This window comes from Enterococcus sp. E5-162, from assembly GCF_035725965.1.
Lineage (GTDB): Bacteria > Bacillota > Bacilli > Lactobacillales > Enterococcaceae > Enterococcus_B > Enterococcus_B lactis.
Genome location: NZ_JAPRFV010000009.1, coordinates 61,422 through 86,277 on the forward strand (window position 1 = coordinate 61,422; position 24,856 = coordinate 86,277).

Annotated in this window: 26 protein-coding genes and 1 other annotated feature; of the genes, 21 read left to right on the forward strand and 5 right to left on the reverse strand. The window is 38.6% G+C overall.

The features are described 5' to 3' along the window. The first annotated feature begins 18 nt into the window (after positions 1 to 18). The 7 genes from OZZ83_RS09810 to OZZ83_RS09840 all read left to right on the forward strand — a co-directional run bounded on the left by OZZ83_RS09810 (position 19) and on the right by OZZ83_RS09840 (position 5,215). Positions 19 to 552 carry a 5-formyltetrahydrofolate cyclo-ligase gene (locus tag OZZ83_RS09810; RefSeq protein ID WP_372684143.1) on the forward strand — a complete coding sequence of 178 codons (534 nt, stop codon included), beginning with the start codon at positions 19 to 21 and terminating at the stop codon, positions 550 to 552. Between the two features lie 19 nt (positions 553 to 571). Further along, a complete protein-coding gene (locus OZZ83_RS09815) occupies positions 572 to 1,270 on the forward strand; it encodes a rhomboid family intramembrane serine protease (protein WP_002308868.1) in 699 nt (232 codons plus the stop codon). A 20-nt stretch (positions 1,271 to 1,290) separates the two neighbouring features. After that, positions 1,291 to 1,503: a YqgQ family protein gene (locus OZZ83_RS09820; RefSeq protein ID WP_002293902.1), complete on the forward strand. Its 213-nt coding sequence runs from the start codon at positions 1,291 to 1,293 to the stop codon at positions 1,501 to 1,503. Continuing rightward, on the forward strand, positions 1,503 to 2,465 hold the full coding sequence (locus OZZ83_RS09825; RefSeq protein ID WP_002308870.1) for an ROK family glucokinase: 963 nt from the start codon (positions 1,503 to 1,505) through the stop codon (positions 2,463 to 2,465). Before OZZ83_RS09820 ends, OZZ83_RS09825 begins: the two co-directional genes overlap by 1 nt. 17 nt (positions 2,466 to 2,482) lie before the next feature. After that, positions 2,483 to 2,878 carry a rhodanese-like domain-containing protein gene (locus OZZ83_RS09830; RefSeq protein WP_002308872.1) on the forward strand — a complete coding sequence of 132 codons (396 nt, stop codon included), beginning with the start codon at positions 2,483 to 2,485 and terminating at the stop codon, positions 2,876 to 2,878. Positions 2,879 to 3,041: 163 nt separating this feature from the next. Beyond that, complete coding sequence (locus tag OZZ83_RS09835; protein ID WP_002308873.1) at positions 3,042 to 3,407, forward strand: DUF488 domain-containing protein; 366 nt, start codon at positions 3,042 to 3,044, stop codon at positions 3,405 to 3,407. Further along, a complete protein-coding gene (locus OZZ83_RS09840; RefSeq protein WP_002344360.1) occupies positions 3,404 to 5,215 on the forward strand; it encodes an FAD/NAD(P)-binding protein in 1,812 nt (603 codons plus the stop codon). The genes OZZ83_RS09835 and OZZ83_RS09840 overlap by 4 nt, the downstream gene beginning before the upstream one ends. Before the next feature lie 62 nt (positions 5,216 to 5,277). Here OZZ83_RS09840 and OZZ83_RS09845 read toward each other — a convergent pair whose 3' ends face one another. Next, complete coding sequence (locus OZZ83_RS09845) at positions 5,278 to 5,445, reverse strand: DUF3042 family protein (protein ID WP_002288457.1); 168 nt, start codon at positions 5,443 to 5,445, stop codon at positions 5,278 to 5,280. A 247-nt stretch (positions 5,446 to 5,692) separates the two neighbouring features. On the opposite strand from OZZ83_RS09845, the gene galE reads away from it, so the two are divergent. The 8 genes from galE to OZZ83_RS09885 all read left to right on the forward strand — a co-directional run bounded on the left by galE (position 5,693) and on the right by OZZ83_RS09885 (position 13,178). Beyond that, the gene (gene galE, locus OZZ83_RS09850) at positions 5,693 to 6,682 is read left to right on the forward strand and encodes a UDP-glucose 4-epimerase GalE (RefSeq protein WP_002308878.1); all 990 of its coding nucleotides are present in this window, start codon (positions 5,693 to 5,695) and stop codon (positions 6,680 to 6,682) included. 11 nt (positions 6,683 to 6,693) lie between these two features. Further along, positions 6,694 to 8,178, forward strand: a complete 1,485-nt coding sequence (galT, locus tag OZZ83_RS09855) for a UDP-glucose--hexose-1-phosphate uridylyltransferase (protein WP_002308879.1) — start codon at positions 6,694 to 6,696, stop codon at positions 8,176 to 8,178. A 24-nt stretch (positions 8,179 to 8,202) separates the two neighbouring features. Then, the gene (locus tag OZZ83_RS09860) at positions 8,203 to 9,183 is read left to right on the forward strand and encodes a LacI family DNA-binding transcriptional regulator (RefSeq protein WP_002308880.1); all 981 of its coding nucleotides are present in this window, start codon (positions 8,203 to 8,205) and stop codon (positions 9,181 to 9,183) included. Between the two features lie 193 nt (positions 9,184 to 9,376). Further along, the gene (tsaB, locus tag OZZ83_RS09865) at positions 9,377 to 10,099 is read left to right on the forward strand and encodes a tRNA (adenosine(37)-N6)-threonylcarbamoyltransferase complex dimerization subunit type 1 TsaB (protein ID WP_033607578.1); all 723 of its coding nucleotides are present in this window, start codon (positions 9,377 to 9,379) and stop codon (positions 10,097 to 10,099) included. Then, positions 10,083 to 10,625 carry a ribosomal protein S18-alanine N-acetyltransferase gene (rimI, locus tag OZZ83_RS09870; RefSeq protein WP_002334782.1) on the forward strand — a complete coding sequence of 181 codons (543 nt, stop codon included), beginning with the start codon at positions 10,083 to 10,085 and terminating at the stop codon, positions 10,623 to 10,625. The genes tsaB and rimI (OZZ83_RS09870) overlap by 17 nt, the downstream gene beginning before the upstream one ends. A gap of 6 nt (positions 10,626 to 10,631) precedes the next feature. Beyond that, the gene (gene rimI / locus OZZ83_RS09875) at positions 10,632 to 11,096 is read left to right on the forward strand and encodes a ribosomal protein S18-alanine N-acetyltransferase (protein WP_002308883.1); all 465 of its coding nucleotides are present in this window, start codon (positions 10,632 to 10,634) and stop codon (positions 11,094 to 11,096) included. After that, positions 11,093 to 12,109, forward strand: coding sequence for a tRNA (adenosine(37)-N6)-threonylcarbamoyltransferase complex transferase subunit TsaD (tsaD, locus tag OZZ83_RS09880; RefSeq protein WP_002308884.1), 1,017 nt, complete (start codon positions 11,093 to 11,095; stop codon positions 12,107 to 12,109). The genes rimI (OZZ83_RS09875) and tsaD overlap by 4 nt, the downstream gene beginning before the upstream one ends. Positions 12,110 to 12,488: 379 nt before the next feature. Next, positions 12,489 to 13,178 carry a CpsD/CapB family tyrosine-protein kinase gene (locus tag OZZ83_RS09885; RefSeq protein ID WP_002308885.1) on the forward strand — a complete coding sequence of 230 codons (690 nt, stop codon included), beginning with the start codon at positions 12,489 to 12,491 and terminating at the stop codon, positions 13,176 to 13,178. 61 nt (positions 13,179 to 13,239) lie between these two features. Here the strand turns inward: OZZ83_RS09885 and OZZ83_RS09890 are convergent, their stop codons facing one another. Then, positions 13,240 to 13,941, reverse strand: coding sequence for a Crp/Fnr family transcriptional regulator (locus tag OZZ83_RS09890; protein WP_002308887.1), 702 nt, complete (start codon positions 13,939 to 13,941; stop codon positions 13,240 to 13,242). 460 nt (positions 13,942 to 14,401) lie between these two features. On the opposite strand from OZZ83_RS09890, the gene arcA reads away from it, so the two are divergent. From arcA to argS, 4 genes are all read left to right on the forward strand, one after another. Beyond that, on the forward strand, positions 14,402 to 15,631 hold the full coding sequence (gene arcA / locus OZZ83_RS09895; RefSeq protein WP_002308888.1) for an arginine deiminase: 1,230 nt from the start codon (positions 14,402 to 14,404) through the stop codon (positions 15,629 to 15,631). 90 nt (positions 15,632 to 15,721) lie between these two features. Continuing rightward, positions 15,722 to 16,741 (forward strand): ornithine carbamoyltransferase, encoded by a 1,020-nt coding sequence (gene argF, locus OZZ83_RS09900; RefSeq protein ID WP_002288437.1) that lies wholly within the window; start codon positions 15,722 to 15,724, stop codon positions 16,739 to 16,741. Between the two features lie 114 nt (positions 16,742 to 16,855). Then, positions 16,856 to 17,803: a carbamate kinase gene (gene arcC / locus OZZ83_RS09905; protein WP_002313642.1), complete on the forward strand. Its 948-nt coding sequence runs from the start codon at positions 16,856 to 16,858 to the stop codon at positions 17,801 to 17,803. Positions 17,804 to 17,951: 148 nt separating this feature from the next. Next, positions 17,952 to 18,149: a binding site (T-box leader), on the forward strand. A 76-nt stretch (positions 18,150 to 18,225) separates the two neighbouring features. Next, positions 18,226 to 19,917 carry an arginine--tRNA ligase gene (gene argS / locus OZZ83_RS09910; RefSeq protein WP_002308891.1) on the forward strand — a complete coding sequence of 564 codons (1,692 nt, stop codon included), beginning with the start codon at positions 18,226 to 18,228 and terminating at the stop codon, positions 19,915 to 19,917. A 179-nt stretch (positions 19,918 to 20,096) separates the two neighbouring features. On the opposite strand, the gene phnX is transcribed toward argS, so the two are convergent. The 3 genes from phnX to OZZ83_RS09925 form a co-directional block, all read right to left on the reverse strand. Further along, positions 20,097 to 20,882: a phosphonoacetaldehyde hydrolase gene (gene phnX / locus OZZ83_RS09915; RefSeq protein WP_002308893.1), complete on the reverse strand. Its 786-nt coding sequence runs from the start codon at positions 20,880 to 20,882 to the stop codon at positions 20,097 to 20,099. Then, positions 20,875 to 21,966: a 2-aminoethylphosphonate--pyruvate transaminase gene (gene phnW, locus OZZ83_RS09920; RefSeq protein ID WP_252706694.1), complete on the reverse strand. Its 1,092-nt coding sequence runs from the start codon at positions 21,964 to 21,966 to the stop codon at positions 20,875 to 20,877. Before phnW ends, phnX begins: the two co-directional genes overlap by 8 nt. Before the next feature lie 219 nt (positions 21,967 to 22,185). Continuing rightward, the gene (locus OZZ83_RS09925; RefSeq protein ID WP_002316352.1) at positions 22,186 to 22,665 is read right to left on the reverse strand and encodes an arginine repressor; all 480 of its coding nucleotides are present in this window, start codon (positions 22,663 to 22,665) and stop codon (positions 22,186 to 22,188) included. A 358-nt stretch (positions 22,666 to 23,023) separates the two neighbouring features. Here OZZ83_RS09925 and rpsB point away from each other — a divergent pair, with 358 nt between their 5' ends. Together rpsB and tsf are read left to right on the forward strand one after the other, a co-directional pair. Beyond that, entirely contained in the window at positions 23,024 to 23,806 is a 783-nt protein-coding gene (gene rpsB / locus OZZ83_RS09930; RefSeq protein ID WP_002293880.1) for a 30S ribosomal protein S2, read from the forward strand. A gap of 97 nt (positions 23,807 to 23,903) precedes the next feature. Further along, positions 23,904 to 24,785 carry a translation elongation factor Ts gene (tsf, locus tag OZZ83_RS09935; RefSeq protein ID WP_002293878.1) on the forward strand — a complete coding sequence of 294 codons (882 nt, stop codon included), beginning with the start codon at positions 23,904 to 23,906 and terminating at the stop codon, positions 24,783 to 24,785. Positions 24,786 to 24,856: the final 71 nt, after the last annotated feature.

The window sequence follows — 24,856 nt, forward strand, 5'->3', positions numbered from 1 at the left end:
GGTGATTTTTTGGAGCAAATGAAAGAAAAATTACGCCGGCAAGGAATTGAAAAGCTGAAAAATCTGGCCAAAAGCGGCAAGAAAAAGGGCAAAGAACAGCGAATCTATGAACAGCTATTCGCAAGCAAGTACTGGAAGTCGGCACAAGTGATAGGGACGACTTTGTCAAATGAAATTGAGCTGGATACACAGCCGATTATCCAACGGGCGAAAAAAGAACAAAAGAAAATAGTTGTTCCTAAAACTTTACCAAAACGACAGATGGCGTTTTATGAAATGGAAGAACACACCATTTTTGAACGTTCGAGTTTTGGTGTTCTTGAGCCACAATCAGAGAAGCTTTATTTGCCGGAAATGATCGACCTCCTCATTGTACCAGGGATTATCTACAATAGAGCCGGTTATCGTATTGGTTTTGGCGGTGGTTATTACGACCGGTATTTAAAAAATTTCCATCGAAAAACATGCAGCCTCGTTTTTCGAGAACAATTGAATGAACAATGGCAACCGGAGAGTTTTGATCAGAAGATCCAACAATTATTTATTGACTAAAATGAAATGGGAGGTTTTCATGAATTATCAACAGCAAATAAAAATGCGTGCATGGTTGAGGCGACCGTTATGGACCTATGTTTTTTTAGGGATACAGACAATAGTCTTCATTATAATGGAGTTGTTTCCGCGTCTTGAAATTCCTTATTATACTGGAATGTATGGTCCTTATCTTGTTCACTTCAATGAATGGTGGCGCTTAGTGACACCAATCTTCATCCATTTTGGAGTGATGCATTTCGTCATGAACTCACTGATATTGTATTTTATGGGGCAACAAATCGAGGCAATATACGGTCACTGGCGGTTTTTCCTGATCTATATGTTCAGTGGGATAATGGGAAATACAGCAAGTTTTGCTTTCAACGAAGCGAATGTTTTGTCTGGTGGTGCAAGCACCTCGATATTCGGGTTGTTTGGTGCGTTGTTTATTTTAGGATTTCATTTTAAATATAATACGGCGATCCAACAACTAGTCAGACATTTTCTTTTATTTATTGCGATGACATTTGTTTTTGGTCTTCTTGACACCTCTGTAGATGTTTGGGGACATGTCGGCGGACTGGTGGGCGGTTTAGTATTAGGAAATATTTTAGGGCTACCGAAACAGCAGACAAGCTATTCGATACACCAGAAGATTCTTTCTACACTAGTTTTTGTATTTCTTTTTGTAATATGTATTTTACTGGGTTTAAAAAAATATGGTTTACTTGTATAATATGAAGGAAGTGCTTAAAGATGGAGAGCTTATATGATGTACAGCAGCTGTTCAAAAAATTTGGCATCTTTATCTATGTGGGTGCACGCATCTATGATATTGAATTGATGACTATTGAATTGCGGAATCTGTATGATAGCCGTTTGATCGATCATGATACATACATGACAGCGTGGCGCATATTAAAAAGAGAGCACCGAATTGAAGAAAGCCGAAAGAAAGGAAATTTGTAATGGACAAGAAAATTATTGGGATTGATTTAGGTGGAACAACAGCAAAATTTGCAATTTTAACACCAGAAGGAGAGATTCAACAAAAATGGAGCATCGATACCAATATTTTGGATGATGGCAAACATATCGTTCCTGAAATCATCGAATCAATCAACCATCGATTGAATTTATATAATATGAAAGCCGAAGACTTTATTGGAATCGGTATGGGTACTCCAGGAAGCGTGGACAGTGACGCTGGAACAGTTATTGGTGCATATAACTTGAACTGGACAGAAGTACAATTTGTGAAAAAACTGATTGAAGCAGGGACAGGAATCAAATTCGCTATCGATAATGATGCGAATGTGGCTGCTTTAGGTGAACGATGGAAAGGTGCTGGAGAAAACGATCCAGACGTTGTATTCGTTACTCTAGGAACAGGTGTTGGCGGTGGTATCGTTGCTGGCGGGAATTTGATCCATGGCGTGAGCGGAGCAGGCGGAGAGATCGGCCATATCACTGTGGATCCTGAAGGGTTCGAATGTACTTGCGGTAAACGCGGATGTTTAGAAACAGTATCTAGTGCTACTGGTGTGGTACGTCTAGGTCGTTACTTGGCAGAAGAATACGCAGGAGATTCAAAACTGAAAGCAATGTTAGATAACGGTGAAGAAGTAACAAGTAAAGATATCTTTGAAATGGCTCAAGAAGACGATCCGTTTGCATTGATGGTTGTTGATCGCGTATGCTTCTACTTAGGTTTAGCTTGCGCCAACTTGGGGAATACATTGAATCCGTCAAGTATTGTGTTAGGCGGCGGAGTATCGGCGGCAGGAGAATTTTTACGCAGCCGTGTAGAGAAATATTTTAAAGAATTCACTTTCCCACAAGTAAGAGAATCAACAAAAATCAAATTAGCAGAGCTTGGAAATGAAGCTGGTGTCATTGGCGCTGCCTCATTAGCCTTGAAATTTGCTTAAAAAAACGGAGGCATTACATGGTTTTATGGGTAATTAATATCATTTTGCTATTGATTGTGCTTGCAATCATCTTTTGGGAAGTCTATCTACGAGTAATGGCCAAGCGTTCAGCAACGACTTTGACAGAAGAAGAGTTTCGAGAAGGAATGAGAAAAGCACAAGTAATCGATGTTCGCGAAAAAGATGTGTTTGATGCAGGGCATATCTTAGGTGCAAGAAACATCCCTTACACTGTTTTGAAAGATTCACTAGGATCGATTCGAAAAGACCAACCTGTCTATATCTACGATCAAAAGAAAAGCTTGAGTATCCGTACGGCAAATAAATTACGTAAAGCAGGTTATAAAGAGATTTATTTGCTTAAGGGTGGTTATGACGGCTGGTCTGGAAAAATCAAAAGCAAAAAAGTATAAAGCATATATTTTTATGACAGCTTTGGAAAAACTAGATCAATAATCAGGTATTGACTAAGAAAAAATGAACGACGCGTGGATAGTTGTGTCGTTCATTTTTTATTTTATGCTATTATCTACATATAAAATATAAAAGAAAAAAGGCAGAAAGAAGGAAACAACTATGATTAAATTAAAGCGTGTTTACCTTGATGCTGAAGAAGAGGATGGCTTTCGGATACTCGTGGACAGGCTCTGGCCGCGAGGGCTTTCAAAAGAAAAAGCACACTTGGATCTATGGTTGAAAGAAATTGCGCCTAGTAATGAGGCACGCAAAGCTTTTGACCATGTACCAGAACGTTTTGCTTCATTTGCAAAGAAATATCAGCAAGAATTGTCTTTTGAAGAAGAAAAGACGCGAGCTGTTTCCGAACTCACCCAACTTATGAAAGAACATCCAGTCATTACTTTTGTTTATGGTGCAAAAAACGAGCACCAGAACCATGCCGTTGTGTTAAAAGAATTTATCGAAAAGGAGGTGTACAAATGAAAATAGGGATCATTGGTGCCGGACCTAGAGGATTAAGTGTAGCAGAAAGGATTCTCCATAATAATCAGGGCAGATATTCTCTTGAACTTATTCTTTTTGATCCAGAAGGTCCAGGCGGTCGAGTTTGGCGATTGAATCAGCCACCAGAATTATTAATGAACTCTGTTTCTCAACAAGTGACGCTTTTTACAGACGAAACGTTGTCCAGTGGGGGAACGGTAATGCCGGGACCTAATTTGTTTCAATGGAGTAAAGGACCTGCTACAGATTATATCGAACAGACGGTAACCAAAAATAAGCAACTATTTATAGAAGAAATTAACCGTCTGGAAAAAGATCAGCAATCTACTCGTTGCCTATACGGACTTTATCAACGCTGGTTTTTCTCAAAGTTGCAAGAAGAATTTCCAGCTTCTACTCAGCTTGTCTATTCTTTAGTGAAAAAGGTCAGCAAAGAAAAAGACGGTTTCCTATTACAGACAGATCAGCAAAGCTATCCTGTTGATCAGCTCATTTTAGCGAGTGGTCATTGGGAAAATGATCAGACAGAAGAGGAAAGAGCTTGGGTAGACTATGCAAAGAAAAATGATTTACTGTATCAGCTTCCTTCTAATCCTGCAGATGTCGATCTTTCAAAGATACAGCCAAAAGAAAATGTCTTTCTAAGAGGGCTTGGTTTAAGCTTTTTTGATTATGTCGGATTGTTTACGGTATCAAGAGGAGGGCGCTTCGAAAACAAAAAGGGAAAGTTGGTCTATCATCCATCCGGCAAGGAACCGATTATATACAGCGGGTCAAGAAGAGGTCTGCCTTACTATCCTCGAGGGAGAAATCAAAAGCAAGGCGGAGCAATGGCATGGCCACGGCTACTTACAAAAGAAAACCTTGAGCGATGGCATCGATCGGGACTTTTGACTGGCGAAACATTTTTTGACTATCTGAAAAAAGACTCTGAGTTGTTTTATTACAAGAAAATCATCGAAGAACATCACTTGCCGATTTCAAGGAAAACTTTTGATCATGATTTTCTTTCCCTCTCCTCAGAAGAGTGTCTTGGAAAGTATCCAGCATTACTTCCATACAAATGGTCTTGGTCGTATCTAGAAACTCCTCTTACCTATCAGGATGAGTCCTTTGCAGAAGCTAGCCGAGCATTTATTGAAGGACAGATAAAAGAAGCGGAAAAAGGCAATTGCACAGGGGCATTGACTTCGACATTTGATGCATTGAAAGACTGGCGTGATCCAATCCGGCAGGCTATTGAATGGCACGTTTTTTCTGCTAAGGAATACAAAGAAATACTGTGGGGATGGTTTACTCATCTAAACAGCTTTTTAACGATTGGACCGCCAGTTATTCGGACGAAAGAGTTAGCAGCACTGATAGATGCGGGTATTTTTCATTTGATCGAACCGCCACTTGATATTCAGCAAAAGCAAAACCACTATGTTATTTCTCTACAAGATAAAGAAATCAGCAGTCGCTATTTGATCGAAGCTCGTTTGCCACAAACAAGCTTTTCTCGTTCAAGTAATCCTGTCATAAAAAATTTGAAGGAAAATAAACTTGTTCGCCCTTTTTCGTTTTCAGATAATACAGGAAGTTATCATTCAGAAGCTATAGATGTTGAGCGAGGTACGAATCGCGTGATTGATGCTTCCGGGAAAATCCAGTCTGGCTTTTATTGCTACGGAATACCAGTTGAAGGTGTGGATTGGTTAACTGCAGCAGCAGCTAGACCTTATACAGATCCATGGAATTTGAGACAAGCAGATAAAATAGCACAACTTATATTGACTGACAAATAAAAATACGCATGAAGACTTGTGAAAGAACAGATAAGTCTTCATGCGTATTTTTTAAATAATTATTAACGAGAAACGCGTTTGCGCATTGCTTTTTTACGATTTTCTTCGATCATTGCTTCTTTTTCGTCAATCGGATCGATCACTGTTTTTTTCACAGAAGCGACCAAACCAGCAACGGCAGCGGCTGTTGCCAAGCTGCCTACTAATATTCCAGATACAAATTTTTTCATTGAATCCACCTCATTTATTATTTGTTATATCTATTATGGAACAAAAGAGAAAAAAAGGCTAGTTTTACGTTTGTTTGTAAACCTTTGCAAAAAATCCTTGAAAATGTTTACTAAATGTTTTATTATAAATTTACCAGATAAATTTACGAAATTTTACTTTCTTCTTTTCCACCATAAAAGTAGACTTCGCTTTTTTAATTATATAGAATCAACAAACACAATTTCACTAATCAAAGGAGTGTTTTTTATGACAATTTTAGTACTAGGCGGAGCCGGCTATATCGGTTCGCACGCTGTAGACCAGCTAGTTCAAAAGGGGTATCAAGTAGCTGTGGTAGATAATTTACTCACAGGTCACAAACAAGCAGTACATCCAGATGCTCATTTTTATGAAGGAGATATTCGGGATAAAGAATTTCTACGTTCCGTATTTGAAAAGGAACCGATTGAAGGAGTAATCCATTTTGCTGCAAGCTCTTTAGTAGGAGAATCTGTCGAAAAACCATTGATGTATTTTAACAACAATGTATACGGTATGCAAATCTTGCTTGAAGTCATGCACGAGTTCAACGTGAATAAAATCGTATTCTCTTCTACTGCAGCAACTTATGGAGAGCCGAAAGAGTCTCCAATCACGGAAAATACACCAACTAATCCTAAAAACCCGTATGGTGAAAGCAAATTGATGATGGAAAAAATGATGAAGTGGTGTGATCAAGCGTATGGCATGCGCTATGTCGCTTTGCGCTACTTCAATGTAGCCGGAGCAAAAGCAGATGCATCTATCGGAGAAGATCATACACCAGAAACGCATCTTGTCCCAATCATTTTACAAGTAGCTCTTGGCCAAAGAAAAGCATTGGCTGTTTATGGAGACGATTACGATACACCAGATGGAACATGTATTAGAGATTATGTTCAAGTAGAAGACTTGATTGCCGCGCATATTTTAGCTTTGGAATACTTGAAAGAAGGAAACGAAAGCAACTTCTTCAATTTAGGCAGTAACAAAGGGTATTCGGTCAAGGAAATGTTAGAAGCAGCTAGAGAAGTGACAGGGAAAGAAATCCCGGCAGAAATAGCACCAAGAAGAGCTGGAGATCCTAGTCGATTAGTCGCTTCAAGTGAAAAAGCGAGAGAGATTCTGGGCTGGAAACCTGAATACACAGATATCAAAGCAATTATCAAAACAGCATGGGATTGGCATGTCAGCCATCCAAATGGTTATGAAGAATAGGGGAATGAGATATGTCAATCAGTCAAACGATTTGTGATTTTGCCACACTTGCGATCGAAGCTGGCGGATGGATGGAAATGGACCGCTTATATTTACAGAATCGTCTTTTAGGGATGATAGGAGAAGACGCTCTAGAAAGCGTCGAAGTAAGACCAGTTAAGGAAGAATCAGTAGACTTATTGGATCAGTTTGTCGCTAAGGCAAGAGAAAATGGTGTGCTTTCAGAATTACCAGCAGAACAAGAGATTTTTGAAGCACAATTGATGGATTTTCTTACACCGCCGCCTTCCGTTGTCAATGCATTCTTTGCGCAGCATTATTCAAAAAGCCCAGAGGAAGCAACTGATTATTTCTTTGATTTAAGTAAGAAAAATGATTACATCAAAACAAGAGCCATCGCTAAAAATATCAAATTTCCAGCAGAGTCAGCATATGGTGAATTGGAAATCACGATCAATTTATCTAAACCAGAAAAAGATCCAAAACAAATTGCGGCAGAACGTGAGGCAGCCAAAGTAGATTATCCTACATGTATGCTGTGCATGGAAAATGAAGGATATAGAGGACGCTTGAATTATCCAGCCCGTACCAATCATCGAATCATTCGAATGAATCTAGATGGTGAAAGCTGGGGATTCCAATATTCTCCTTATGCTTATTACAATGAGCATTCGATCATTTTATCAGAGCAGCACCGTCCAATGAAAATTTCAAAGGAAACATTTGTTAGACTGCTTCGGATTACTGAAGTCTTGCCTCATTACTTTGTTGGTTCAAATGCTGACTTGCCAATTGTTGGAGGATCGATTCTTTCTCATGATCATTATCAGGCAGGACGTCATGAATTTCCTATGGCAAAAGCACCAATAGAAAAACTCATCAAATTAGCAGATTATCCGCAAGTCATCGCAGGAGTTGTGAAATGGCCGATGTCTGTGATCCGTTTGCAATCAACAGATAAAGAGTTGCTGATTGAAGCAGCTAATTCAGTGTTGGAAAAGTGGAAAGAATATTCGGATGAAACAGTAGAAATCCGGGCTTTTTCAGCAGATGGTACACCACACCACACGATTACGCCAATTGCACGAAGAAGGGACAATTATTTTGAGCTGGACCTTGTCCTTCGAGACAATAATGTTTCAGATGAGCATCCTGATGGTATTTTTCATCCGCATAAAGATGTCCAACATATCAAGAAAGAGAACATTGGATTGATCGAAGTAATGGGGCTTGCTGTTTTACCACCTCGTTTGAAACCGGAACTAGCAGAAGTAGAGCGGTTCTTATTGGGAGAAGAAAACCAGATGGCTGAATATCATCGTCCATGGGCAGAACAGTTGAAAAAAGAGCATCCTGATTTGACGAAAGATGCAGTCACTGATGTTGTACAAAAAGCTGTAGGTCAGGTTTTTGCTCGTGTCTTGGAAGATGCTGGGGTGTTCAAGCGAGATGAAAAAGGACAAGCAGCGTTTGAGCGGTTTACTGCGATTTTATAAACGGAAAAAAAGGAGGAGAGACAAATGGCAACAATTAAAGACATTGCTCAGTTGGCAGGAGTTTCTCCTGCTACTGTTTCAAGAGTGCTCAACTACGATCCTGAACTTTCCGTCGGCTTAGCCACAAAGCAAAAAATTTTTGAAGCAGCGGAACGCTTGAATTATACGAAGCACCGCAAAAATGCAGCAAATGCTAAGCAAACCCTTCGTCTGATCCAATGGTACGACGATACAGAAGAACTTGAAGATCTTTATTATTTGTCTATTCGTTTAGGAATCGAAAAAAAGGCAGAAGAAGCAAATGTTACTTTGTTGAAAGAAACGTGGGATTCTATTAGTGAACTTCCAGCGGATGGAACGATCGCATTAGGGAAATTCGATGAAGCTCAGCTGTTGGATTTGAAACAATCCCAACAAGCCTTGCTTCTGGTAGATTCTGATGGCACTTCTCAAGGAATCGATTCTATAGTTGTCGATTTTAAGTCGAGTGTTCAAAAAGTCATTGAGCACTTTGTTTCCCAGAATGCACAACATATCGCGATGCTTGCTGGAACAGAATATACAAAGAAAAACCATCAGCGACTAAGAGATCCTAGAATCATGGCATTCCAACAAGTTTTAGCAGAAAAAGGCTACGACGAAGGTTCAATTATCGAAGCAGATTTTTCTGTCGAGTCAGGATATCAAGCGGTTAAAAAATATTTAAAAACAAATGAGCAGATTCCTGATGCACTTTTTGCGGCTAATGATGCATTAGCGATTGGCGCGCTGAAAGCGATTCAAGAAACAGGTTTAGCGGTGCCAGAAGATATTTCCGTGATGGGTTTCAACGATGTCAGTGTAGCGAAATATGTGACACCCTCTCTTTCTACTGTGAAAGTTTATACGGAATGGATGGGAGAGCTAGCAGTGGAGACAATCCTTCAACTAAGTAATTCCAAAGCACCCGTTTCAAGAAAAATCATTGTTGAAACAGAGTTGATTGTTCGAGAGTCGACGAAATAAAAAAAGAAAAAGTTGTGGTAAAGTGTCGTGATACCGCAACTTTTTTTGTGTATGTAAGGAAGAAACTAGATTTGCCGGTCAGCAGATAATCATGTATCATTGTACTAGTTTTGCCTTTGATATTTTCATCATTGGAATAAAAAAGTATGCTACAATGGAAGGCGAGAATGTTATAGCAGAAAGGATCAAATATATGATTACATTAGGAATAGATACTGCAAATCAAACTTTGGCGATCGGTGTGGTGGAAGATAAACAAATTCTTGGGCAAATACAGACAAATATCAAACGCAACCACAGTGTGACGCTGATGCCTGCCATTGACCAATTGTTTGCAGATCTTCAAATGAGTCCCCAAGACATTGACCGAATCGCGGTTTCTGATGGTCCTGGTTCTTATACAGGACTTCGTATAGGTGTAACGACAGCGAAAACGATTGCTTATACACTAGATAAAGATCTAATAGGAGTATCTAGCCTGAAAGCCATCGCGGCTAATTGTGTCGGGGTGAATAAAATGATTGTGCCCATGTTTGATGCTCGAAGAAAAAATGTCTATGCTGGGGCATACCGCTGGAAAGAAAATAGATTAGAAACTGTACTTGAAGATGTACATATTGCTGCTTCTGATTTGTTTGCACAACTACAAGAGCTGAATGAAGCTATTTATTTTGTTGGGAGTGATTGTCATAAATTTATCTCTGAAATAAAAGAAATGCTGCCTGATGCGATGATTAATACAGTTCCATCATGGGATATCCCAAGCGGTGTGACTGTGGCTCAATTAGGTGCGTTGGATGAACCAGTTGCAGATAAACAAGCTTTTCTCCCTCGTTATTTAAAACGAGTAGAAGCTGAAGAGAAATGGTTAGAGACGCACACGCCTGGAGACGAAAGCTATGTTGAAAAAATTTAAAGCATATGCTAGAAGCCTTTTTCAAGATAAAATGATCTATACAGAAAAAACAATCGAACAAATCGATCGTCGCTATATACTAAGAGAATTGACTATAGAAGATATCAAAGAGCTATTGGATGTCGAACGAGAAGTCTATAATGGCGAGTTGCCATGGACCAAAAGTGCCTTTATGTCAGAATTGAAGTCACCACTTCCTCATCTATATTTAGGGATCTTTGATAATGGAAGAATGATCGGATTTGTCGGCTCAAGAGCGTTCGGTTTAGATTGCCATATCACGAATATTGCTGTTCGACCGGCATATCAGCGAAAACGAATTGGTTCGCTGCTTATTGACGAAATTGAGAACTTTGCTATAATGAATCGCTGTGAGACGATGTCATTGGAAGTACGCATGAGTAATCAGGATGCGCAAAGACTTTATCGGAAATTAGGGTTTCAAGCTACGACAATCAAAAAAAGATATTACACTGAAACAAAAGAAGATGCGTTGGATATGATAAAAATTTTAGAAAATGAGTGAGATTAGTTGATTTGCAGAAAAAAAGATTTTGATGAAGCATATTTGGCAGAATGCGTATGGGCAATTAGCGAAAATGCTTATCCATATGGCTCACCTTGGACGAAGATGCAGTTTTTGACAGATATCCAACAGCCCCACACAGATTATCTTCTTTTAGTTGAAGATAACCAAATCTGTGGTTTTGTCGGGTATTCGAAAGTAATGGATGAAGTCGAAATCACAAATATCGCTGTTGCAGTTTCAGAACAAGGAAAAGGCTATGCACGGCATTTACTACATCTGCTGATTGCGGAACAAATAAAAGATTCGCTGCATGTTTTTTTAGAAGTACGTCTGTCTAATGAAGCAGCAAGAAAACTTTATGAATCAGAAAAGTTCCGTATATTAGGTAAACGGAAATCATATTATCGCAATCCGACAGAAGATGCGATCATTATGAGCAGAAAGTTAAAAACGGAGACGATGAAATGAATGAAGAATTGATTCTGGCAATTGAATCAAGTTGTGATGAAACGAGTGTAGCGGTCGTTAGAAATGGAACAGAGATCTTATCTAACATCGTTGCTTCCCAAATAAACAGTCATAAACGTTTTGGCGGAGTGGTGCCTGAAGTAGCTAGCCGCCATCATGTAGAACAAATAACCTTATGCTTGGAAGATGCACTGGTAGAAGCTGGTGTATCGGCAGAAGATTTATCGGCAGTCGCTGTCACTTATGGGCCTGGACTCGTCGGCTCTTTGTTGATTGGTATTTCTGCAGCTAAGGCTTTTGCTTGGGCACACCAATTGCCTCTGATTCCTGTGAACCATATGGCAGGTCACATTTATGCCGCACGTCTGGTCAAACCATTCCAGTTTCCATTGATGGCACTTCTTGTTAGCGGAGGACATACAGAATTAGTCTATATGCAAGAAGATGGATCATATGAAATCATTGGGGAGACAAGAGATGACGCAGCAGGAGAAGCTTATGACAAAGTTGGAAGAGTATTAGGTCTTTCTTATCCAAGTGGAAAAGAAATCGATCAGCTAGCTCATCAAGGAAAAGATAATTATCATTTTCCACGAGCGATGATCCATGAAGATAATTATGATTTCAGTTTTAGTGGATTAAAAAGTGCATTTATCAATTTGGTGCATAATGCACAACAGCGTGGAGAAGATCTAGACAAAAATGATTTAGCAGCTAGCTTTCAAGCAAGTGTGATTGATGTATTGATTACTAAAACACTTCGAGCTTGTCAAAATTATCCAGTCAAGCAACTGGTTGTAGCTGGAGGTGTAGCGGCCAATCAAGGGTTGCGTGAAGGATTGCAAGCTGCTCTGTCAGCTAAACTTCCTGAAGTAGAATTAGTGATTCCGCCTCTGAGACTTTGTGGAGATAATGCTGCAATGATTGGAGCAGCAGCACATGTGGAAATGCAAAAAAGAAATTTTGCCAGCTATCAGTTGAATGCTGATCCAAGCTTGGTTTTATCTGAATAAATAAAAGAGAGTGTAAAAAAACTGCCCTGCATCAAGTTATAAGAACAGCAAAGAAAAAAACAGCTTCACATGTTTTTGACTTGGTTGAACTTATTACCGTAGATGCAAACTTTTGAACACTATTTATTGTAATAAGGGTTGTGACAGATTTTTGTCACAACCCTATTTTTTTTGCCTGTTTTTAATTAATTGTGTTATTTAAATTTATAATATAGCTTGTTTTAGAAGTGTTTCATGCCGATATCTGTAATAAAAAAATAGTTATTATATAAATTGTGTTCGTTTTTTTCCTGTGCTATGATTAATTCAATAAATCATAGGATTTATTCGTATACATAGAAAGTCTAGATACAAAATGAAAAAAGAAAGTAGAGAGAATATGAAGAAAAAGAAAACATCTGCCCCTCCGGTTCCTTTAGTTGCATTAGCTGATCAATCAATTACTGCCGAGAAATATCGAACGATCCGGTCCAACATCCAGTTTGCAGCGATTGATCGTGAATTGAATACATTGGTCATCACTTCTTCTGGTCCAGATGAAGGGAAATCTATTACTGCCGCTAATCTAGCAGTAGTTTTTGCAAATAGTGGAAAACAGGTCTTACTTGTAGATGCCGATTTGAGGAAACCAACTGTAGCGTTGTCTTTTCAATTGCCGCATAATGAAGGATTGAGTAATTTACTTAGTGAGCGTGAACGGATAGCGGACGATTACATAACTGAAACACATATAGAAAATCTTTGGGTCTTGCCCAGTGGTCCAAAGCCGCCGAATCCTTCGGAAGTTTTAGGGACGAAAAGAATGGAAGAGATAATAGAGGAACTGATACTTGACTTTGATCTGGTCATTTTTGATATGCCTCCGGTAGCAACTGTAACGGATGCTCAAATCCTTGCAGCAAAAACGGATGGAACGCTACTTGTTGTCAGAGAAAGAAAGACAAAGAAACAAGAGTTGTTAAAAGCGAAAGAACTGTTGCAGATTGCAAAAGCAAATATATTAGGTGTAGTTTACAATGGAACAAAAAAAGAAAGTGATCTCACTTATTATTACCAATCATTTGAATAGACGAAACGAAAAGAAACAGTGATCCCGATAAATATCAGGATCGCTGTTTCTTTTTGTCGCGTTATTCTCTCAAAGCTGGAGTAGTAGCGGTCTTACAGAAAGTAAAATGCTTTTTGTGATAATCTAACAATCCTGAATCACGTAGTTGTTTGATTACTTGTCCAGCAGTTTCACGTGTCGTACCGCTATTCACTGCTAATTCTTTTAAGGTAATTGGATAAGGAATGGTGATATGACCGTCTTCTGTTGGTACGCCAAGTTCTTCTTTCAAAATGAATAGATTTTGTTTCACTCGATCAAAAGCACTGGAGGTTAATCCAATTTGGATACGTAACTCATGTATTTCGACTACTTTAGAAATTTTTTGAATCATATAGATCAGTTGTTCAGGATTTTTTCGTGCTAATTTTTCATAGTAGGAAACAGGAAGATAGAAAGTTTCGATATCAGTCATCGCTTGAGCTGTATAAGTGTAGGTCTCTTCTCCAAACATTCCTGACATAGGAAAAAGGTTATTGGTAGTCACGTAATCATAATAATAATAGGTGGCACTTTCATCGTAACGTTCTAAACGAACAAGTCCTTTGGTCAAGATATATAGCCGTTGTCTAGAATCTCCATCATCAAAAAGGATTTGTCCTTTCTTATAGGAACGAAGAACAGTATGTTCCTTGATCTGTTGGAACTCTTCATCCGAGAAATGTTCAAAATCAGGTTGATATCTGAGTTTTGAAAAGTGAAAATCGATTTTATTAACACGCATTAAAAAGTCCTCTCCTTATTGTTCACTATATTTATTGTTACTTTTTTTAAAGAATTTGTAAAGTTTTAACACATCTGAATTAAACATAAGTTTTAATACTTTACAAATTTGATTTGTTATTATGTAAAAAATATACATTCGCATTGAATAATTTATTTTGAAGATAAGTATTTGTGTATAAAAAACAATAATAATACATATAGCAAACGCTAACAATGTTAGTATAGTTTATTTTTATGATTTATTCAAAAAAATTTTTTAGATGAATAAATATTTTTTTGGAAGTGTATACAGAATAAAAAATGAATAAATTACGCTTAAAATTAGAAAAACGTTTAATTATTTAATTATCGAATATTAATGTGAGGGATGTCTCATTTTGAATGAGACAAAATTATGAAAGTGATTACAAAAGGAGGCTATCCTATACATGTAATCAAAAAGAAGGAGGCAACACAACATGGATAAACCTATTCACGTTTTCTCTGAAATAGGGAAATTAAAGACAGTTTTACTGAAACGGCCTGGACAAGAAGTGGAAAATTTGACACCAGATATTATGGATCGTCTGTTGTTTGATGATATTCCATATCTTCCGATTGCTCAAGAAGAACATGACAACTTTGCAAAGACCTTGCAAAACGAAGGCGTTGAAACTCTTTACTTGGAAAAATTAGCAGCAGAAGCGATTGACGCAGGCAACGTCAAAGAACAATTCTTGAATAAAATGTTGGATGAATCTCATATCGCATCGAATGCAGTAAGAGATGGTCTTCATGAGTTCCTTCTATCAATGGAAACACAAGAAATGGTAGATAAAATCATGGCTGGGGTTCGTACAAAAGATATCGAAGTACGTTCTAGCAGCCTATATGATCTTTCAGCAGACGACGACTATCCATTTTACATGGACCCAATGCCAAACTTGTACTTTACACGCGATCCTTCCGCATCAATGGGAAATGGGATGACCGTCAATAAGATGACTTTTGAAGCACGTCGTCGTGAATCGATGTTTACAGAATATATTTTGAAACATCATCCAAGATTTGCCAATAAAGGGATCGAAGTATGGTTGGATCGTGAAAATCCAGATCATATCGAAGGTGGAGATGAATTAATCTTAAGCGATAAAGTAGTAGCAGTTGGGATTTCTCAACGAACAAATGCAAAAGCTTTAGAAAAATTAGCACGCCATCTATTCGCAAAAAATTCAGGATTTGAAAAAGTATTAGCAATCAAAATCCCGAACAACCGTGCAATGATGCATTTGGACACCGTATTCACAATGGTAGACCATGACAAATTCACTATCCATCCAGCAATCCAAAGTAAAGACGGTAAGATGGATGTCTTTACGATCGAACCAGATGGTGATGATATCAAGATCACTCATTCAGATAACTTACACGAAACGATGAAAGCTGCTCTTGGATTAGATGATCTTGTATTGATTCCAACTGGTAATGGGGATGAGATCGTTGCCCCTAGAGAACAATGGAATGACGGATCCAATACATTGGCAATCGCTCCAGGTGTCGTAGTCACTTACAATCGGAATTACGTATCGAACGAATTGCTTCGTAGCTATGGTATCAAAGTGTTGGAAATCAACTCAAGTGAATTGTCACGAGGTCGTGGCGGTCCACGTTGCATGAGTCAACCACTTGTCCGTGAAGACTTGAAGTAGTTTATAACCTGACGACAGTCTTACTGTCAGCTGTCGTCAGGATTTCCTCTTTAATCTTAAATAAAAACAATCTAAAGGAGAATGTTTAATATGAAAGAATCAGTATTCCAAGGAAGAAGTTTATTAGCAGAAAAAGATTTTACAAAAGAAGAGTTACAATATTTGATCGATTTTTCAGAACACTTGAAAGACTTGAAAAAGCGTGGGATCCCACATCACTATCTAGAAGGAAAAAATATCGCACTTTTATTTGAAAAAACATCTACACGTACTCGTTCTGCATTTACCACTGCAGCAATCGATCTAGGTGCACATCCTGAATACCTAGGTGCGAATGACATCCAATTAGGTAAAAAAGAATCAACAGAAGATACAGCTAAAGTGTTAGGTCGTATGTTTGACGGAATCGAATTCCGTGGATTCAGTCAAAAAATGGTAGAGGAACTAGCAGAATTCTCTGGTGTTCCAGTTTGGAATGGATTGACTGACGAATGGCATCCAACGCAAATGATCGCTGACTTTTTAACTATCCAAGAAAACTTTGGAACTGTAGAAGGCATCACTGTTGCATACTGTGGGGATGGTCGAAACAATATGGCTAACTCTTTATTAGTAACAGGTGCAATTTTGGGAGCAAACATGCGTATCGTTGCACCAAAAGAATTACAACCTGAAGAAGAAATCGTCAAAATGGCAGAAGGTTTTGCTGAAAAATCAGGGGCACAATTGATGATTACCGACGATGTTGATAAAGGTGTAGACGGAGCAGACGTTCTTTATTCTGATGTATGGGTATCAATGGGTGAAGAAGATAAATTTGAAGAACGGATCAAATTGTTGAAACCTTACCAAATCAATATGGAAATGGTAGAAAAAACACACAATACAGATCGTTTGATCTTCTTGCACTGCTTACCAGCTTTCCATGATACAAACACTGTTTACGGTGAACAAATGAAAGAACGCTTTGGCATCACTGAAATGGAAGTAACAGACGAAGTCTTCCGCAGCAAATATGCTCGTCAATTTGACCAAGCAGAAAATCGTATGCATTCAATCAAAGCAATCATGGCGGCAACATTAGGTAACTTGTTTATCCCTCGCGTTTAAGCATAACCACATTCATCTCACGAAAAAACGAGTCAGCATTGAGGGAAAATCACAAGACGCTGGCTCGTTTTGTTATCTAGAAAATTCAGAAGAACTGAAGAAAGGACGAATGAAATGGCCAAACGAAAAGTAGTTGTCGCTTTAGGAGGCAATGCCATCTTGTCTACGGATGCAAGTGCAAAAGCCCAACAAGAAGCGTTAATGGAAACAGCAAAGTATTTAGTGAAATTTATCGAGCAAGGAGATGAACTAATCATCTCTCACGGAAATGGTCCGCAAGTCGGCAACCTATTGATTCAGCAGCAAGCTGCTGATTCTGAGAAAACACCAGCAATGCCTTTAGATACATGTGTCGCAATGACAGAAGGGTCAATCGGCTACTGGCTCCAAAACGCGATGGGTGAAGTACTGAAGGAAAAAGGAATCGATAAAGATGTAGTTTCTTTAGTCACTCAAGTCATTGTGGATGAAAACGATCCTTCCTTCAAAAATCCAAGTAAACCAGTCGGCCCATTCTACACGGAAGAAGAAGCGAAAGAACAAATGAATGCTGATTCTACTGTGACATTCAAAGAAGACGCTGGACGTGGATGGAGAAAAGTAGTCGCTTCCCCTAAACCAATCTCGATCAAAGAAGCACGTGTCATCGAAACGCTAGTCGAACAAGGAGTTATCACGGTGTCTGTCGGCGGTGGCGGGATTCCTGTTGTAGAAACAGCTACTGGATTAGAAGGGCGAGAAGCCGTGATCGATAAAGATTTTGCTTCAGAAAAATTAGCCGAAATCATCGATGCGGATTTGCTGATCGTTTTGACAGGTGTAGACAATGTGTATGTCAATTACCAAAAACCGGATCAAAAGAAACTAGAAACTGTTACTGTTTCAGAAATGAAACAATACATTGATGAAAAACAGTTCGCTCCAGGAAGCATGCTTCCGAAAGTAGAAGCAGCTATTGCATTTGTTGAAGCAAAACCGAACGCTAAGGCAATCATCACTTCTTTAGAAAATATCGAAAATCTTTTAGCTTCTGAAGAAGGAACGATTATCGTAGCTGATTAATTTGTTAAGTCTTTCGTATTTACGAAATGATTTATAACTATCCAGGTGGTATTTCTTCTCCTTTAGGCCATCTGGATTGTTTTTTTTATTAGAAACGACTAGCCTTTCGTTTTTTTTTCTGATATAATTCAAGAAAGTTTAATAAGATTAAGATTTGTTGAACAAGAGAGTACTTGTATCATTCTTAGCTAGCGAATTCGGAAGTGGTGGAAGCCGAATGAAGGAGATACAACGAAGCGCACTTGGAGAATTCTGTTTTAAACAGACGGTCGTCTACCGATATCAGATGGAGCTGGTCCTTTTTTAGGACAATTGGAGTGGTACCGCGGGAAATCTCGTCTCTAATGATGGCATACTAAGTATGTCGTCATTAGAGATTTTTTTTGTTGAACAAATAAGAGAGTATTTTAGGAGGAATAAAGATGAATAATAAAGATCTTGTCGCAAAAGCTGTCTATGACGTTGTCAAAGACGATTTGACACTTGAACAAGTCGAACAATTACTAGAAAATCCAAAATCAGCCGAACACGGGGATGTGGCATTTCCAGCCTTTTCATTAGCAAAAGTTTACCGAAAAGCGCCACAGCAAATCGCTGCAGATTTAGCAGAAAAAATCGACTCTGCCAACTTTGAAAAAATCGAAGTGGTTGGACCTTACTTGAACTTTTTCATGAATAAAGAACTTATCAGCAAAAAAGTTTTGCAAACAGTAGTGAAAGAAAAAGAACATTATGGGGATAGCAATATTGGGAATCAAGGGACCGTACCGATCGATATGTCTTCTCCAAATATTGCAAAACCAATCTCAATGGGACATTTACGTTCGACAGTTATCGGTAATTCGATTGGCTTCATTATGGAAAAAATCGGATACCAGCCAATCCGCATCAATCATTTAGGTGACTGGGGCACGCAATTCGGAAAACTGATTGTTGCTTACAAAAAATGGGGTTCAGAAGAAGCGGTCAAAGCAGAGCCAATCAATGAACTGCTTCGTTTGTATGTCCAATTCCATGAAGTAGCTGAAACAGAACCAGAATTAAATGAAGAAGCTCGTGCTTGGTTCAAACGTCTAGAAGAAGGCGATGAAGAAGCTATCCAATTGTGGCAATGGTTCCGTGATGAATCGATGAAAGAATTCAACAAAATCTATGATCTACTAGAAGTACAGTTTGATTCATTGAACGGTGAAGCTTTCTATAATGACAAAATGGATGAAATCGTCGAACTTTTAGAAGAAAAACATTTGCTGAACGAAGATAAAGGTGCGGAGATCGTTGACCTTTCTGCTTACGACTTGAATCCAGCATTAATCAAGAAATCAGATGGCGCGACACTATACATCACACGTGACTTAGCTGCCGCATTGTATCGTAAACGTACCTATGACTTCAAGCAATCTCTATATGTAGTAGGGAATGAACAAAGTTATCATTTCAAACAATTGAAAGCTGTCTTGAAAGAAATGGGCTTTGACTGGTCTGACGATATGCACCATATCCCATTTGGTTTGATCACACAAGGTGGTAAAAAATTATCAACTCGTAAAGGAAAAATCGTCTTACTAGAAGAAGTATTGAATGAAGCAATCCAATCTGCTAAAGAACAGATCAGCGAGAAAAACCCTGATTTAGAAAACAAAGATGTTGTAGCTAAACAAGTAGGGGTTGGAGCAGTCATCTTCCATGATTTGAAAAACGATCGTCTCAATACATTTGACTTCAACTTGGAAGAAGTGGTTCGTTTTGAAGGAGAAACTGGACCTTATGTGCAATATACACATGCTCGTGCAGTCAGTCTGTTGGAAAAAGCAGGATTCGTCCCTTCAGAAACAGCAGACTATGCGTTGAATGACGATATCAGCTGGGAAGTAGTCAAATTGGTTCAAAAATATCCTGAAACAGTCTTATCCGCTGGGGAAAAATATGAACCTTCAGTGATTGCGAAACATGCAATCAAATTAGCACAGGCATTCAACAAATACTATGCTCATACGAAAATTTTAGCTGACGATGAACAAAAAGAAGCACGCTTAGCTTTAGTGTATGCAGTGACTGTATTATTGAAAGAAGATCTTCGTTTGCTAGGACTTCATGCACCAGATAAGATGTAAGAAAAAAAGAATGTGAAATCAGTGATCAGCTCCGAGTCACAAGGAACAATTTCAAAAAACAGCTTCTCGTGTTTGTTGGATATTGTGACTTGTGACCGAGGAGTTGGCAGGAGAACACCGTTTATTCGCAATAAGGGCTGTGACAATATTTTTGTCACAGCCCTTATTGCGAATAAAAGTCATTCTGGATTCTTGTCAGCGCACAAAATGTACTCTGTTAACTCCTTTAAGTTATTTACGCAAAGATCAGCACCAGCTTGTTGGAATCTAAGAGCAACAGACTGTTTTAAGCGATCTTTTTCCTCCATCTCTATTTGTTGGTATGCATCATATGAAAGTCCCATCAGCGAACTACCTTCAATCACACCAACTGTAAACACCCCAGCATTTTTTCCTTCTTGGATATCTGAGACCGTATCTCCAACTTTGATTACTTCATCAACCGACTTGTTTTTGAAATGTTGTATGTTTTTATGAATCATATAAGGAAATGGTCGTCCATATCCTTCGACGTCTTCAGAAGTTGCCATGAAGTCTGGTGAATACCCTCCTTTTTTTGCGGTTTCTGCTACGATTGCCATCATAGGAGCAGTAAATCCAGTCGTGGAACCAATATTGATCCCAGCGCTTCTCAACTGCTCGACCGTTTCCAATGTGTCGGGTTTCAAGGTAGAATGCTGGGCCAAATCTTTAAACAGATAATGTTCAAATTGCTGATACAATTCCTCCACCTCTTTTTCCTGAGGTAGTTGTCCATGAATCGCTATCCATTGTTCTTTGACAGAAGGGAGGGAAAGAAGCTGTTGGATATGATCCCATTTTAATTTTCCCATCGGTTCGCGGATCTCTTTGTCAGTCAGTTGGATCCCTTTTTCTAGAAAAGCATTTCTAAAAGCGTGGACAGGAGCCATACAGCCAAAGTCCACAGTTGTTCCTGCCCAATCAAAAATTACAGTTTTAATCATTAATGTTCTCCTTATAGTCTTTGATAATTGCTGTCAGTTCTAAAATGTCTTCTGGATAAATCTCGCCAATATTACCGATACGAAAACATTCATGATCGCTGATCTTCCCAGGATAGATCACAAATCCGTTTTGTTTTAAATGCTGATAGAAATGATTGAAATCAAATCGCCAGTCTTTAGGGTAAAGAAAAGAGGTAATGAATGGCCCCTGATACTCTTGGATGAAAGGCTGGAATCCCATCTCTGTCATTTTTTGTCGTAGCACATGATTATTGGCGAGATAACGTGAATATCGAGTTTCGATCCCTCCTTCTAGCTCTAGTTCCTTCAATGCCTGTTGAAAAGCCAAAACCGTATGAGTAGGGGAAGTGAAACGCCATTTGCCATTCTCGTTTTCCATCACGCGATACTGGTCATACAGATCAAGTGACAAACTTCGACTCACATTTTTTCGCTTTTCTAGTTCCACTTTATTAGCAAGTACAAAAGAAAAACCTGGAACACCTTGAATACATTTATTTGAGCTAGAAATCAAAAAATCGATCCCTAGTTCCGCTACATGAATCGGTATCCCACCAAAGCTAGACATCGCATCTACTATAAACAAAAGATCTCTTTCCTGTACGACAGCAGCAATTTCTTCCAAATCATTTAAAATACCGGAAGTAGTCTCGCTATGGACCATTGCAAGTGCGGAGATAGACGGATTCTCTTCAATCAACTGTGTAATCATATGTGCTTGGGGGATTTGGTGTTCAGGTACTTCATAAACTGCATAGTTTAGTTGCAGATATTTGCACATGGCAACCATTCGTTGACCGTATGCGCCATTTGAACAAATCAGCAAAGTATCTTCTGGTCTAATCACAGTACTTAAAACAGATTCTACCCCAAAGGAGCCGCTGCCTTGCATCAAGACCGTTGTGTATAGTTCTTCCGGTACTTGAGCAAGCTCCAGCAATTTTTTTCTTATCCATTGTGTCATCTCTTTGTATTCTTGATCCCAGGTACAATGATCGGTCAGCATCGCTTTTTTCACTGTTTCAGAAGTCGTTAATGGTCCAGGCGTTAATAATTTATACATGCGATTTCCTTTCATTTCTTTTTTATTGACATACACAAAGAGCAAGACTCTGCTCTTGCTAACATCCAATATAAATGATGAGTATTGTGATTTAATCAAAGTTATGAAAATTTTAAATAAAAACTGATGTATTTTTGTAAAGAGTGTAAAGGTTTATTTAACAAGGAAAATATTGAAAATAAAAAAACACGCATTCCTTATTAGGAACACGTGCTCTGATTAAAAAAGTGATACTTCAGTCGGATGGTGAAGAAATTCTTCTACTCGTTTTGCATCCTCCTCATTTTCTGAGATAATCATGATCGTATCAAATCCAGCAATCGTACTGACGATAGGAGGAGGCTTGATCTCATCTAAAACAGATGCAAATAAATGAGCATTGTCTGGCAAGGTATTAACGATTGTCAAAAAGTGGACTCGTTCGACTTTCAACACAATGTCTTCAATCATTTGAATCAGCCGATCCTCTTCTTCAGTCTTAGTATCAGGAGTACCTTTTTCGCGAAACAACACAAAGCGGGAAATACCGTTTTCATCAGGTGCCTTCACGATTTTCAGATCACGTATATCTCGAGAAATCGTTGCTTGCGTTGCGGTAACGCCATAATGCCCAAGTTTGTTTAATAGTTCTTCTTGCGTACGGATCGGGAATTCTTCAATGACTTGTTTAATCAGCAAATGTCTTTGAGCTTTGCGCATTTTCTTTCTCCTTTACGAAAGATTTCACATGTATCATAACAAAAAAAAGAAGGATTGCCCAATAATATTCGTCTTTTATATCTAAAATTATTTTATGGAAAAAAGAGAATAAAGAAACAAAGAGAAATCTACTGTTTTTCTTGAATTCTTTTTGTCTTTCAGGTAAACTATTGAATGTTGAGCAGAAAAGTACATTTGCTCTTGCGATATGGATCTTTTGTCTGTATAATAGCTGAGGGTGCTTTATGCATCAGCAAATCCACATTCTTATTGGATTGTCGGTAGGTGCTTGAAAAAGTTTGCCGGCAAGGTAGAAGATAAGAAGAGGGAAAATAAAACCAAATCGGAGGAAACAAACATGGCAGTAATTTCTATGAAACAATTACTAGAAGCCGGCGTACACTTTGGTCACCAAACTCGTCGCTGGAACCCAAAAATGAAGAAATATATCTTCACAGAAAGAAACGGAATCTACATCATTGACTTACAAAAAACAGTTAAATTAGTAGATGCAGCTTATGATTACATGAAGAGCGTTGCTGAAGAAGGCGGCGTAGCATTATTCGTAGGTACAAAAAAACAAGCACAAGAAGCAATCAAAGAAGAAGCAACTCGTGCAGGACAATACTTCGTTAACCATCGTTGGTTAGGCGGAACATTGACAAACTGGGATACTATCCAAAAACGTATCAGCCGTTTGAAACAAATCAATGCGATGGAAGAAGATGGAACTTTTGAAGTTCTACCTAAAAAAGAAGTTGCTGGTTTGAACAAAGAACGCGAACGTCTTGAAAAATTCTTAGGCGGTATCGCTGATATGCCAAGAATCCCAGATGTAATGTACATCGTTGACCCACGTAAAGAACGTATTGCTGTTCAAGAAGCACACAAATTAAATATCCCAATCGTAGCTATGGTTGATACAAACTGCGATCCAGATGAAATCGACGTAGTAATCCCTTCAAACGACGATGCCATTCGTGCCGTTAAATTGATTACTTCAAAAATGGCTGATGCTTTCATCGAAGGAAACCAAGGTGAAGATCAAGTAGTTGAAGAAGATTTCACAGAAGAAAACACAGCAACATCAATCGAAGAAATCGTAGATGTTGTTGAAGGCGACAATTCTTCAGCAGAATAATTTTGAATGATGGAGCTGTTTCAAAGGCTGGGCGACAAGCCTCACTCTCCTTTGAAACAGCTTTTTTTAAAAAGAACACACACAGGAGGAGTTAAACATGGCAGACGTTACAGCTAAAATGGTAAAAGAACTACGCGAAATGACTGGCGTAGGAATGATGGATGCGAAAAAAGCATTAGTTGAAGTAGAAGGCGATATGGAAAAAGCAGTTGATCTTTTACGTGAAAAAGGAATGGCAAAGGCTGCAAAGAAAAATGACCGCATTGCCGCTGAAGGATTAGCTTCAGTTGCTGTGAAAGGTAACACTGCAGCAATCGTTGAAGTAAACTCAGAAACAGACTTTGTATCTAAAAATGAAATGTTCCAAGACTTAGTAAAAGAAATCGCAGAACTTGTTGCTGAAAACAAACCAGCAGACATGGAAGCTGCAATGAAAATCAAAACAGATAAAGGAACGATTGAATCTGATTTGATCGAAGCAACTCAAGTTATCGGAGAAAAAATCAGCTTCCGTCGCTTTGAAGTTGTAGAAAAAGACGACAATGCTGCATTTGGCGGATACTTGCATATGGGCGGACGTATTGCTGTATTGACTGTTCTAGACGGAACAACAGATGAAACAGTTGCAAGAGATGTAGCTATGCACGTAGCAGCTATCAATCCTCGCTATGTAAACGAATCACAAATTCCAGAAGCTGAATTAGAACATGAAAAAACTGTTCTTACAGAACAAGCATTGAATGAAGGCAAACCAGCGAATATCGTTGAAAAAATGGTAGAAGGACGCTTGAAGAAATTCAAAGCAGAAATCGCTTTGGTTGACCAACCATTCGTTAAAGATCCTGATATGACTGTTGAAAAATACGTTGCTTCAAAAGGCGCAACTGTTAAAACATTCGTACGTTTCGAAGTTGGCGAAGGTATCGAAAAACGCGAAGATAACTTTGTAGAAGAAGTTATGAGCCAAGTGAAAAAATAATTCTGTTGAATGACAGACGGGAACGCACGCTTTGTGCGCTCCCTTTTTTTAAGCAAAACAAGAAAAACCAG